We start from the raw sequence: 12925 nt of genomic DNA, 5'->3' as shown, positions 1-12925 counted from the left end.
TTTTTATTTAATAAAGTTGAACCATTTTTGGAAGTGTTTTCCTATGTATGGTAATAAATCTTGTTGATTGCGCAATGCGCTTACTAGACCTAATAGAGCTAGTAAAACCATCATGGTTATGATTATTAACGGCAGCAATAGCTGGTCTTCTGGTATGGTTCCAGAAAATACAGAAATGATTACTGCAATAATTCCTATACCGAACATTTGTCTAATATGAAAGCTGGCAAATTTGTTTCCTTTATTGTAATTAAGAATAACGGCAATTCCAAAAACGGCAACGAAAACTATAAAATGAATGTATAGAAATATGGCGCTAGCATAAGCTAGTATCGCTAGATTTTTTGCTGGTGGGTTTTTACTCATTCCAGAGTGCTTTTTTATTATTGATAATTCCTATTACTTTTCCTTTCATAGTTTTACCTAAAAAGGCTGAATTTTTTGATGTAGACACAATGTCGCTTTTTTCAAAAGTATAACTCGTGTCTGGCTCAAAAATGGTAAGGTTTGCTACCTGACCTTCTTCTATTTGTGGTCTGTCTTGATTAAAAACAGTGTAACCATTAGTTAATAATTCAACAGCTTTATCGGTAGCGATTAAGTTATTTAAGGAGCCAAAAGCACTTTCCATTCCTATGGTTCCTGCGGTTGCTCTATCAAATTCTAGATCTTTATGTTCTATAGTTAGCGGCATGTGGTCGCTGGTGACTACATCTATCACGTCAGAATTAAGGAATTTCTGAAGTTGTTTTACTTCTTTATCATCTCTAAGTGGTGGTTGTAATTTAAAGTTAGCATCAAAGCTTTCTAATTCATTACTAGATAGTGCAAGGTGATGTATGGAAACACTACAACTTACATTTTGAGAGGACTTTTTGTATTCTTTGATTAGTTTTAAACCTTCGGCAGTACTTACAGTAGGAATGTGTAATCTACCTTTTGTATAGGCTGCTATTCTTAAATCTCTAGCTATTTGCAGCTCTTCGGCTAGGCTAGGCATAGATTTGAGTCCTAGGTTAGTACTTACTATATCTTCATTTACCATTCCTTTTCCAGCAATGTCTTTATTTTGAGGATACGACTGTACGACACCGTTAAAAGAAGAAGTGTATTGTAATCCTACTTTAAGAAGATTTGCATTAGTTACTTCATGTTTAAAGTCATAGAATGAAACAGCTCCTGCTTTTTGCATATCATACAATTCTGCAAGGTGTTCTCCATCTTGATCAAGAGTAAAAGATCCTACAGGTAAAATACTCACCGCTTGGTTAGCAGTTACATTTTTTAAATACATGACACCAGATTGATCTTGTGGATTAGGCTGGTTATTTGGGTTAAGCATGATAGTTGTAAAACCACCTGCAGCGGCAGCCTTAATACCATTTTTGAGTGTCTGTCTTTCTTCAAATCCAGGTTCTCCTAAACTTACACTAGTATCCATCCACCCTATAGAAAGATGTAGGTTGTCTTTTTGAATTATTTTTGCGTCACTATTTTCTATAGATGATGCTATTTTTTCAATCTTACCATTTTTGATAAGTATATCTCGCTTTTTACCATTTAGGGAAGAAGTAGCGTCTATAATTGTAGCGTTCTTTAGTAATATCATTTTACAAACTTTAAAATCAATAGTTCACAAATAAGGAAGAATAATGCTCCCAAAACAAAGTATTTCCACAAGGAAAGAATATTCTCTTCTTGATTAAGCTTATACAGTAAATCGTCAATAGATTCTGATAGGTTGTTACCTAAATCTGCATTAGAGTAATATTTCAGTTGATTTTCTGTCCTAGTAGCGTTAAAGCTTAAGGTAGAAATGTCTTGATCTTTAACTGTCACATTATAATTACCAGATAGTGATATCTCTTTACCAGCGGTAAGTAAAACATAATTATCAAATGCTTGCTGTCTAGGTATAATTTGAGTAGACTCATTAGAGAGACTCAAAATATCGTCTTGATTAACAGCAGTGTTTATGGCTATCTCATTATTGTTATCCAATTCATAGTACAGCTGTGGTACTGGTAAGGCATTAACAGCCATGTTATAAAAAACGGGAACGATAAGCGGCGAGTTTTGAAAGTTGCTATTCTCTATATTTAAGCTAGTCGTAAATACATAGTTATTTTGATTCTTGTATAAAAAGCTACTGCCATCTTCATACTTTAAAATAGGATCTAATGCGTTAGTATTTTTGAGAATACTATTTACAATAGGATATTGAAAGTTAGAGATACGTTTGTTAAACACACCTTTAAATAATGGATGGTTAAAGTTAATGGTTGTGATTTTTTTTGAAATCTCATTAAACTCTATACCAGGTAGGCCTATAGAATTATAACTAGCAGCTGCCTTGTCCGAGGGTATAAGTACTAGATAGCCACCTTTGTTAGTTAATGAGTTGATCTCTTTACTTAGACTAGTTGGTACATTAACTACTTCATTAAGAATTACGATGTTCTGTTCTTTAATTAAATTATAGTTGACATCTCTTTCTTTTACACTTATGTAATCAAACTGCTCATCATTATAAAGTCTGTCTAAGAAATTAGAGTCGGCACCATTAATGCTTAAAACTTTGATTTTCTTTTTAGATCCTGTGCTTATAAAAAGCTCGTTATCAAATGTAAGACCTTGATCTTCTAAGTATATTCTTCCTTTAATAGGTTCGTTAGCTTCAATTTCAAAGATGACCGTCCCTTTATTATTTTCTAATACGGTAGATGTTTTTGCTAATAGAATGTTATTGTTATCTAGAGAAACTGTAACTGGTTGCTCTGTTTTAAAATTAGATCTAAGGTCTACTTGTATTTTAATACTGTTACTAGCCTGGCTAACTATAAAAGCAGTGTCTATTGAAATGTTATTGATTTCTTGAGGCTCTAATTTAACCAGTTCTCTCTTTACATTTTTGAGCGTATCAGGAAAGTCGGATGCTGTGCTGTTTTGAAAATCAGATATGAGTATGATTTCTTTAGCAGCATTTTTATCGTCTAATAAAGAAGCCGCTTTAAGCTGAATCTGATCAAATGAAAGTACAGTACTAGTATAGTTGTTACTAAGTAACTCGTTTGTAATTTGCTGTCTGTTAGTATGTGCAAATACTTTGTCATTAGTAAAAAGAGTAAATACTTTGTCTGCAGGTAATTTTTCTAATAGCTGACTGGTAGCATTTTTATATAACTCTCCGTTTTTTCCATTTAATTGCATGGAGTAGGAGTTATCTAAATAGATAGCGGTTTGCTTTTCTTGAGTCGCGCTTTTACTACCAGGTAAAAAAGGCTGGGCAAACGCGATAACAATACAAGCAACAGCGGCGCATCTAGCTATTAAAGTAAGCCATTTTTTAAGTTGACGACTTTTTCTAGTCTGAGAGATAAGCGGTTTAAGAAAAGCAACATTAGTAAAGGATACTTTACTGAATTTTCTCAGTTGAAAAAGATGAACAATAATAGGAACTATTAAAAAAAATAGGCCGTAAAGAATTATTGGATTTTTAAATAACATCTATAGTAATTGCAATATCAAAGATACTGCCTTTGCTTAAAAAAGCATCTATTTTCTTACGGTAAATGTAAAGGTAGTTCCTGAGTTAATTAGAGAATCACATTTTATAACACCTCCTAGTTTATCTACAAGTATTTTAACCGTAGAAAGCCCTATACCATTACCTTTTTTACCACTACGGTCTGTTTTATTAAGGGTAGTGAATAGCTTAAATATGTCTTTTTGTTTATCCTTAGGAATACCGATACCGTTATCTTTTACAGCTATACGATAATATTTAGGCGTTTCTGTAGCGAGTATTTGAATTTTTATAAGATCACTTTCATTGTATTTAATACTGTTACCTATAAGATTGAGCAATATTTGTTCAATAGCTGCGCTGTTGCTATTTACAAGTAGATTATCTTCAGGAAAAACTAGTTGAATATCATCTTTGCGACCTATTAATTCTTCTACCTTTTCTATAATAGAATAAATATCAAATTGATCTTTTTCTTCAATTGCTAGTTGATCACTTTCATAATGGCTCAGTATATTATCTACATAATGACTCATTGAAAAAGCAGAGTCTTTTATGGCTCTTAAATATCGTTGACCATCTTCATTTAATACAGTGTTATATTTTTTTGACATAACATCGCTAGTAAGTATCATATTTGCTAGTGGCATTTTCATGTCATGGGACACCACGTGAGCAAAATTTCTAAGCATCTCGTTATTCTCTTCTAATAACCGTGTCTTTTCAGATAGATCTGCATTGCGTTTATTCAGTTCTAGCTGTCTCATGACCAGATCTGCGATCATGATTAAGGACTGTTTCTGTTCATTATCTAGTTTATGAGGTTTATCATCTAGAACGCAAATAGTACCTAGTGGCAGGTTATTACTATCCTTGAGTTGTACACCTGCATAAAATTTAACTCCATTCTCTGCATTAACATATGGATGGTCTTTAAAATCTTTATGCTGGCTAGCATCTTCTATATAAAAAAAGTTGTCCTCATCCCAACTTGTGGCATGAGAGCAAAAACTTAATTCTCTAGGTGAAGGGTCTAGTTGTAGTCCTTTCTGAGATTTAAACCACACTTCGTCTTTATCTACTATGGAGATAAGACTTTTAGGTACTTTAGTAAGTTTACAGGCTAGTTCTGTTAATTCATCAAGGACTTTTTCTCGGTCTGTTTCTATACGAAAAGACTCCAAGTATGCAATACGCTCATCCTCTTCAGGATGTAAAGGAGCAATTCTCATAGGATTGATTTTAACAGATCACATCAAAGTTAGTCTATTAATTAAATATAATAATAAAATAGGATCATTTTTCCTACAATTCTTTAAAAGCCCCTAGGCCGAATAATGCAAAATCATATTTTATAGGATCTACTGGATCAAACTTGCGCAATACTTTATCTAACTCTGCTACAGCTTTTGCATCGTTTTGTTTGCGTTTTAATAATTTGAGTTTTCTAGCTACATTACCAGTGTGTACATCCAGAGGTAATGAAAGTGCACTCATAGGTATAGAGTCCCAAATTCCAAAATCTACACCAGCATTATCCTTTCTCACCATCCATCTCAGGTACATGTTTATTCTCTTAGCACTGCTGTTTTTCATTGGGTCGCTCACGTGTTTTTGTGTGCGTTGCAAATGATCTACCTCAAAGAAGATGGTTTTAAATTGTGATATGGCTTCTTGTAAATTGTTTTGTTCTAGATACGCTTTCGCGAAAGCGTGCTCTAAACCATCATATGTTTTTTCTATATACTGTAAAGAACGCATAAAAGTCTTACAGTCTTCACTATTAAAGGTACGGTGTACAAAACCATCAAATCTATCCAGATCATTTTCTTCATGATTTTTAATAAAATCTGCTGGAGAATGGTCCATTAAATCCATTAATTTATTAGAATTGTTGATAATAGATTTACGATTTCCCCATGCGATGGTAGCAACTAAAAAGCCAGCTATTTCTATATCTTTTTTATCCGTAAAAAGATGAGGGATTTGAATAGGGTCGTGGGGTATAAAATCTGGCGTGTTGTATTGTTCTACTTTGGCATCCAGAAATTCTTTGAGCTCTTTACGATTCATTTATAAAAATTTACCGTCGCTCATGACTAGTTTACGATCTGCAAGGTTTGCAAGTTCATCGTTATGTGTTACGATGACAAAAGTCTGATTAAATTCTTCTCTTAATTGAAAAATGAGTTGGTGAAGATCATTTGCAGTTGTGCTGTCTAGGTTACCTGTAGGCTCGTCTGCAAAAATCACCTTAGGATTATTGATCAAAGCTCTAGCTACTGCCACTCGTTGTTGTTCACCACCAGAAAGAGCTCCAGGTTTATGATTAAATCTATCAGATAGTTTTAAATAGGAGAGAAGTTCTTTTGCTCTCTTCTCTGCTGCAGCCTTATCGGTATTTGCAATGTATGCTGGAATACATACGTTTTCTAATGCTGTAAACTCTGGTAATAATTGATGAAACTGGAATATAAAGCCTAGAGAATTGTTTCTAAATTTACTGAGTTGTTTTCCTTTTAATTTTATAATGTCAGTGCCATCTATTTCTAGGCTACTACCTGGTTTAAAATCTGGTTGTTCTAGTGTACCTAGTATATGAAGTAATGTTGTTTTACCAGCTCCAGAGCTACCTACAACACTGGCTATTTCTCCTTTCTTTATTTCTAGATCTACACCTTTTAATACTTGTAAATCTCCAAAACTTTTATAAATCTGTGTTGCTTTAATCATAGGTACAAAGTAATGGATTTTTATGCTTTAAACCATTTTTTTGCATTATTAAAGTCTAAGAAATACGTAACTCTCAACGATACATTATTTCTACTAGGTTGCTTTAATAAATCGTCTAGACTTTCTTGATAAGAAATGGTTCCTTGATCGTTTTGATTAAAGATGCTATTGCGGTATAGTAATGTGGCTTCACTACCTGGTGCAAATCTCCAAGAGTAGGATAGATCTAGATTCCAGATATTAAAATTTGCATCTGGATTCACACCTTCCTCTAGTGCATAATCACTTTCTTCACTCGTACCGTCTGATTGTAGTTCTAGAAAATCACGATCAAATCTCGCCTTAGACCAGAAGTTTCTAAAAGAAAGACTCAAGGCCTGTTTATTATTAAAATTATAAGTACCAGAAACTCTATTTTCTACAGAGTGTGTATTTCTTCTACTCATTATGGCCTGATCGTTATCTATGGTTACATAGCTTAACCTATTATCGCTCTTATCCCAATTAAAATTATAGATAAGTAAAAATTTGTCAGAGAATCTATACCTAGGACTTAGATCAAAATCATAGCTGTGTTCTAGATCGTTAAACCTTTTAAACCTAGATATACTCATGTCTAGTGCGAGTTTCTTACGATAATCTGTAGAGATAAAACCGCTTGTGTAGTAAGAAGAATTATAGCGCACAATTTGATCTGGAATTCTAGATTCAAATTGATTTAAATTTCTAGTGGTAACATCAAAGGTAGCACCGAAAGCAAGACGCTCACGTGTGAAAAAGAAAGGATTAAAGGTAAGCTGACTGTTTAAATGTAAATCTGGACTAGCCTGTCTGCGGTGTCTAACTCTTGTTCTTAATTCATACCTGTTAAAAATACCTTGTGGTGTAAATTGGACGTAATCGAGATCTCCTGCAAATATGCTAGAGTTAGTTTCAAAGTTGATACCTAGATCGTTAGGATTCCAGTTTTTACCGGTATAATAATAACCTAAGAAGGGTCTCCATTTACCAGTAGTACGGTTCCAGGTAGCTTCGGCTTGGTAACCACTTTCTGTTCCAGTAGGAGTGAATCTATTGCTCATTTTAAGCTCCGTACCATAATTGTTTGCCGCTTTTTTATCGTTATGATTTAACACAATAGCAGTTACGTTTGCATCTGTAAAACCTCCATTTCTTATGGTGCTCGCATTAGCTATAGATACCGAACTATTTGCGTTGAACTGTTGGTCCAGTACTAGCATGTTATAATTAGTAAGCGCCTCTGTTACCACCGTACGAGTAGTACCGTCGATATCATTACTTACTATGGCTTCAGTTCTTTCGGTAATCGCATTCAGAAAACCTACACCTAATCTGCCTTTAGTTCTTCCAGTAATTTTAATAGCGTTAAGCAATTGTGCTTTACTAGGGTTTTCAACCACAGACTCGTCTTCTTGTAAATTTAAGTTACCAGATCCGCTAGGTCTATTTCCTATTCTACGTGAAAAGAATATGCCTCCTTTATTAAAAAGATCTGTACCTTCATTAAAAAAGGCTCTGTTTTCACCAAATGCTTGTTCAAATGGTCCTAAATTAAGCCTTACCTGATCAAAAGCAACCTGTCCAAAGTCAGGGATAAGTGTCGCATCTAGAGTAAATGCATCATTTATACCGTATTTAAGATCCATTCCTGCGCTGTATTCTGTGGTAGAATTACCATCAAAATTATCGTGAATAATAGAAGCATAAGGATACAAGTTTAACCTTAAAGGCGGATCAATATTTTCTACACCAGTAAGTAAAGCATCATACTGTGTACCTACACCTTTTGTTATATCTAGAAAGTTAAAGGTATATTCTTCATTAATAGAACGTATTTTTCTGAAAATTTGAAAACTCCAGTTTTGTTTTTCTACCTCTGGAAAACGTAGTGTACGGTAGGGTATTTTCATTTCTACATACCATCCACGTTCATTAATACTCGTTTCTGATTGAAAAACGACGTTGTAACTAAAATCCTCACGATCTCCCTCGGCAATAGCATCACCTAGAGCATTTGCACTAGTAGCATAAAATCGAGTCTGGTTAATCTGATTGTTATAGGTATTTATAAAAAATCCAAAAAGATCTGCTTGCGCGTTTACATCATCTCTTTGAGAAAACTGTCTTGCAATATTTTGAGCGTCATTATCATATAAAAAGCCAGCAACATATAAGGCGTTATCATCGTAGGCTATTTTAAATTCTGTTTTGTGAGTTTCCCTTTCCTTTAAACCATTAGTAGGTTCTGTCATTATAAAATTATTTCCTACAGGAATAGGGTCCCAAAAACTTTCAAATGGATTCCCATCAATGACAGGTGTAGTTGTAACTCTTGTGGCATGGTACTTTTTTCTCTTAACTACTAGAGAGTCTGAGGTTGCAGGTGATGATTGCGCTTTCGCGAAAGCGGAACAAAAAAGGATTGAAAAGAAGAAATAATGGATTTTACTCATAAAATTTAAACAAAAAAACAAATCTAAGGACTACAAAAAATGAATTCATTAAAGACTTGTTAATTAAAGTGAAAATTGAGCTCTCGGTTGTAAATTGTAAATAAAAAAAGATGATGGAAAAAGCAATTTTAGCTGGTGGATGCTTTTGGTGTACTGAAGCTGTTTTTCAAAGAGTAAAAGGAGTGGAGCAGGTGCGATCTGGTTTTTGTGGTGGTTTTATCAAAAACCCACCATATAGAGAGGTGATGCAAGGGAGAACAGGTCATGCTGAAGCTATTGAAATAATTTATGATAATGATGTAGTTTCCTTTAAAGAGTTATTACAAGTTTTTATGGCTACTCATGACCCTACTACTTTAAATAGACAACAATATGATGTGGGAACACAGTATAGAAGTGCTATTCTGTATGTTAATGAGGAACAAGAGAAAATAGCTAAAGAGCTAGTTAAGGAACTCGATGCTTCTTCTACATTTGACGACCCTATTGTGACTGAAATAGCCCCAGCGACAGAGTTTTATCTGGCTGAAGAAGGTCATAATGATTATTATAATAATAATCGTGATCAACGATACTGTCAGGTAATTATAGATCCAAAGATTAGGAAATTAATGGACGGCTTTAAAGAGCTCGCAGTGTAAAATAAAAAAAGCTCCTTTATGGAGCTTTTTTTATGTGTGATCTACATCTATAACATTTTCTTCTTTTTCTACTCTTGAATTAATCAGATAGGTATAACACCACATTATCGTAAATGATGGAATAACATCCATACCTGGCATTAATTCTTCAATGGTGGTAAGTACCCCAGCTGTTACACCAGATTTGCCTGGATATAATTTGGTCATTAAATAACCTGCGATGGGCGCCCAACCTAAATCAAGTATTTCAGTAAATCCTAATGGTACAGATGCCATACCAATTAGGTCTAATACAATACTAGCAATTAATTTTGAACGTTTTGATTGAAACATATATTTGAATTTAATACTAGTGTATATTCAAATAACGTTCCAAAAAGAGATTTTAGTGTAATTTAGAGCTAATTAGGTTCATGAATTCACTACGTGTTTCTACTTTTTCAAATTGACCTCTGAAACCACTAGTGGTAGTAACGCTGTTTTGTTTTTGTACGCCACGCATCATCATACACATGTGCGATGCTTCTATAACTACAGCAACACCTTGTGGTTTTAATGTTTTATCAATGCATTCTAATATGTCGTGAGTAAGTCTCTCCTGTACTTGTAATCTACGTGCAAACACATCTACTATACGAGGTATTTTAGAGAGTCCTACTATATGTCCATTAGGTATATAAGCAATGTGTGCTTTACCAAAGAAAGGCAGCATGTGATGCTCACATAAAGAATATAGTTCTATGTCTTTAATGATTACCATGTCGTTGTAATCCTCGGCAAACATAGCTCCTTTGAGAATTTCAGCTGGATCGATATCATAACCAGATGTTAGAAATTGCATGGCTTTTGCAGCTCTTTCAGGGGTTTTAACTAGCCCTTCTCGAGTTACATCTTCTCCTATTTCTTTAATAACGTCACGGTACTTATCTTGGATCTCTTCTGTGATCTTAATATTGTACTCTTCAAAAACTCTATAAGGCGCCATAGTAATTATATATAATTCAAAGTTAATTTAAAATCGTTTAACTAAATGATTGAGATGTTAAACGTTTAAAAATTTAAAGTTACACCTAAAGTGTTTGTAGTGGCTGTTATGTTAAACACCATTTTTTTAGGGTTCTGACCAGTTTTACCTGTACCGTACCTTTTCTCACCATAACCATTTCTAGTGTCTAGGTATCGGTCTACAGCTTCTACGGTAGCGATAGTAATAGCCATACTAAGAACTACGTCTGTTAAAAAGTGTGCACCTGCCCATAATCTAGATACTGGCGATATGAGACCTACCGTATAAATACCAGCTTTTACAAATGGATTGTCAAAATGTTTTGCTAGGGCATAGGCTGTGGTAAATGCAAGAACTGTATGTCCAGAAGGAAATGATCTAAAACCAGACTCTCCTGAAAATGGTCTAAATTCATTTCTGCCTAGATCAGTTTCTGGTCTAGCTCTTCCTGTTAATGTCTTTAATATTTGTTGTAAAAGTCCACCAGCTGTAGCACTAGAAATCATTAAGACACCGGTACGTCTCCATTCAGGATCTTTAGCTATTAGTCCATAGGCATAAATTCCTGCGGTAACACCATAATTGTTTTGCGGACTACCGAAATACCATCCAAAGTCTTTTATTAATTCTGGTACATCCTTTTCTTGTCTTCTAAAATAATCGCTGGATTCATTATCAAATGTATAAAGACCACCTACTAATAATCCTGTAGCCCCAGCTCTATAGAAGTCATTTTTTTGCCAATTAAAAGGTCTCAAATAGGAGTAACCAACACCATTAAGTGCATTAAGTCCATCATATTTAAGTAATTGCCAGGTATTCATTTCTTCTACATCTACAGCAGTATAAGAATCTGGCTTAAAGTTTTGCGAATAAAGACTAGAAACAGCCAATAATAGCGCTATCGTAAAAATATTTTTCAAAAATTTCATGGTTGCAAAATTAAGAAATTCAAGTAGTTATTGAGCTATGTGAATTAAGTCCTTTTTATTTTTCAAATTTATTGTTGCACTTTGCAAAATAGTATTATATTTGCAACCGCTTAGAGATAATTTGAGCATTAGGGCTCGTAGCTCAGCTGGATAGAGCACCTCCCTTCTAAGGAGGCGGTCATAGGTTCGAATCCTATCGGGCTCACAAAAACGTTCTTACTTAATTGTAAGGACGTTTTTTGCTTTTTATATATTTCTAACTTATTTCGTTTTTATAAAACATAGAAAAGTCCTTTTGTCTTCAATTGACAAAAGGACTTTTTTTTAAAAATTTAGTACTTAATTAAAGAACGGTATACGTAACTAAGTTTTGAGTAGTAAGGATACTAGCACTTTGTGGAACTGGTAACGTGAAACCAAAGGATGAAAAATCACTCAATTGATAATTTAATTGATTATCTGATTTTATTAAACCAATATCTCTAGACCAGTAATTATTTATAACTATTACGTCTTGTGGTGTTAATAAAGCTATTTGTTGAGTAAGAATATCAGTTGTCACAGTTGCATTAATAATGAGTTGTGAGTGTATTATATCGCTATACGTTATACCTTCTACAACCATTTGAGCTATATCTTCCTGTTGTACAGTTCTCACTTCATAAGTAATGTCTAGATCATAACCATCCACTGTTTGTGAAGTAGTGCCAGTTGTTGAAAATAATTCAGCGTTGATATTTGCATTTTGATCATATAACGTACCGTTTTCAATAGCCACATTAAAATTATTAAGACCTTGTAGACCAAAATCAATGTTACCGTTACCTATTAAAGCGCCGTTTTCTGACTTTAATGCTCCACCGCTTAAAATGCGCGTCATGAAACCTGTAGGAGCAATAGGATCTGATATAAGTGTGAATTCTGTACCAGATACTGTTTCTACAGTGAGAGATTCATTAGAAGGGGTATCCGTACCTGTTGTTATTTCAAAATCCCATGTATTTGTAACAGACAGTGGAAAATAATTAAAGTCTGTGTTAGTCATGTTGCCATCATTATCATCGTTAGAATCACATGATATAAGAGCTACGATGCAAAAAGCATAAAGGATTTTGTTTAACATAATTAGTTGTTTTGAACTTTATTAGGATTAGGAGCTGATATAGGTAAATCTAGTTTTGAAGCAAACTCTACAGGTACACTATAGCTCACTTTTACTGCTTTACCATTTTTCATTGCTGGCTTTAATAAAGGTAACATATTTAAAACACGACTCATTTCTTTTTTTAATATTTCTTGATTAGAAACAGAAGAAATACCTTCTATGCGACCTTCTTCATTTATTGAAAATTGAGATACTACACGCTGCTTACCTAAAAGATTACTTTGTTTAGCAAGATCTTTATTGATGTTTTTATTGATAAAACTAGTAATACTAGAAGTAAAACACGTTTTAGAATCTTCTATTTTACAATTATCAAACAATGGTGCTTGATCTACATTTTCAATTGATAAAGTCTTTAAAGAAGTGCTTTGAGCATAACCTATTGTACCTACTAGAAGTAAAGCACCTAAGAATATTTTTTTCATTTTCTATTATTTTTATTCAAATA

The 12925-nt window shown here is 33.7% G+C and carries 13 protein-coding genes and 1 tRNA gene; 2 read left to right on the top strand and 12 right to left on the bottom strand.

Annotated elements, in window-relative coordinates:
• Window positions 1-3: 3 nt before the first annotated feature.
• From ABJF08_RS08830 to ABJF08_RS08800, 7 genes are all read right to left on the bottom strand, one after another.
• On the bottom strand, window positions 4-366 hold the full coding sequence (locus ABJF08_RS08830; protein WP_348115780.1) for a hypothetical protein: 363 nt from the start codon (window positions 364-366) through the stop codon (window positions 4-6).
• Window positions 359-1609 carry a dihydroorotase gene (locus tag ABJF08_RS08825; RefSeq protein ID WP_348115779.1) on the bottom strand — a complete coding sequence of 417 codons (1251 nt, stop codon included), beginning with the start codon at window positions 1607-1609 and terminating at the stop codon, window positions 359-361. Before ABJF08_RS08825 ends, ABJF08_RS08830 begins: the two co-directional genes overlap by 8 nt.
• A complete protein-coding gene (locus ABJF08_RS08820; RefSeq protein WP_348115778.1) occupies window positions 1606-3507 on the bottom strand; it encodes a BatA domain-containing protein in 1902 nt (633 codons plus the stop codon). Before ABJF08_RS08820 ends, ABJF08_RS08825 begins: the two co-directional genes overlap by 4 nt.
• A 48-nt stretch (window positions 3508-3555) precedes the next feature.
• Complete coding sequence (locus ABJF08_RS08815) at window positions 3556-4758, bottom strand: GAF domain-containing sensor histidine kinase (protein ID WP_348115777.1); 1203 nt, start codon at window positions 4756-4758, stop codon at window positions 3556-3558.
• Between the two features lie 73 nt (window positions 4759-4831).
• Complete coding sequence (locus ABJF08_RS08810) at window positions 4832-5599, bottom strand: TIGR02757 family protein (protein WP_348115776.1); 768 nt, start codon at window positions 5597-5599, stop codon at window positions 4832-4834.
• On the bottom strand, window positions 5600-6259 hold the full coding sequence (locus ABJF08_RS08805; RefSeq protein WP_348115775.1) for an ABC transporter ATP-binding protein: 660 nt from the start codon (window positions 6257-6259) through the stop codon (window positions 5600-5602). It abuts the gene before it with no gap.
• A 20-nt stretch (window positions 6260-6279) separates the two neighbouring features.
• Window positions 6280-8733 (bottom strand): DUF5916 domain-containing protein, encoded by a 2454-nt coding sequence (locus ABJF08_RS08800; RefSeq protein WP_348115774.1) that lies wholly within the window; start codon window positions 8731-8733, stop codon window positions 6280-6282.
• A 113-nt stretch (window positions 8734-8846) separates the two neighbouring features.
• On the opposite strand from ABJF08_RS08800, the gene msrA reads away from it, so the two are divergent.
• Complete coding sequence (msrA, locus tag ABJF08_RS08795) at window positions 8847-9374, top strand: peptide-methionine (S)-S-oxide reductase MsrA (RefSeq protein ID WP_348115773.1); 528 nt, start codon at window positions 8847-8849, stop codon at window positions 9372-9374.
• A gap of 30 nt (window positions 9375-9404) precedes the next feature.
• On the opposite strand, the gene ABJF08_RS08790 is transcribed toward msrA, so the two are convergent.
• The 3 genes from ABJF08_RS08790 to ABJF08_RS08780 all read right to left on the bottom strand — a co-directional run bounded on the left by ABJF08_RS08790 (window position 9405) and on the right by ABJF08_RS08780 (window position 11312).
• The gene (locus tag ABJF08_RS08790; RefSeq protein ID WP_348115772.1) at window positions 9405-9650 is read right to left on the bottom strand and encodes a hypothetical protein; all 246 of its coding nucleotides are present in this window, start codon (window positions 9648-9650) and stop codon (window positions 9405-9407) included.
• Window positions 9651-9759: 109 nt separating this feature from the next.
• Window positions 9760-10359 carry a GTP cyclohydrolase I FolE gene (folE, locus tag ABJF08_RS08785; RefSeq protein WP_104514974.1) on the bottom strand — a complete coding sequence of 200 codons (600 nt, stop codon included), beginning with the start codon at window positions 10357-10359 and terminating at the stop codon, window positions 9760-9762.
• A 65-nt stretch (window positions 10360-10424) separates the two neighbouring features.
• Window positions 10425-11312 carry a phosphatase PAP2 family protein gene (locus ABJF08_RS08780; RefSeq protein ID WP_348115771.1) on the bottom strand — a complete coding sequence of 296 codons (888 nt, stop codon included), beginning with the start codon at window positions 11310-11312 and terminating at the stop codon, window positions 10425-10427.
• 131 nt (window positions 11313-11443) lie between these two features.
• Here ABJF08_RS08780 and ABJF08_RS08775 point away from each other — a divergent pair.
• Window positions 11444-11517: transfer RNA gene (locus ABJF08_RS08775), tRNA-Arg, on the top strand.
• 138 nt (window positions 11518-11655) lie between these two features.
• Here the strand turns inward: ABJF08_RS08775 and ABJF08_RS08770 are convergent.
• Entirely contained in the window at window positions 11656-12435 is a 780-nt protein-coding gene (locus ABJF08_RS08770; RefSeq protein WP_348115769.1) for a chorismate synthase, read from the bottom strand.
• 2 nt (window positions 12436-12437) lie between these two features.
• On the bottom strand, window positions 12438-12902 hold the full coding sequence (locus ABJF08_RS08765) for an energy transducer TonB (RefSeq protein WP_348115768.1): 465 nt from the start codon (window positions 12900-12902) through the stop codon (window positions 12438-12440).
• Between the last annotated feature and the right edge of the window lie 23 nt (window positions 12903-12925).

The organism is Nonlabens sp., from assembly GCF_039941875.1.
Lineage (GTDB): Bacteria > Bacteroidota > Bacteroidia > Flavobacteriales > Flavobacteriaceae > Nonlabens.
This window is presented reverse-complemented; position numbering and strand designations above follow the sequence as displayed.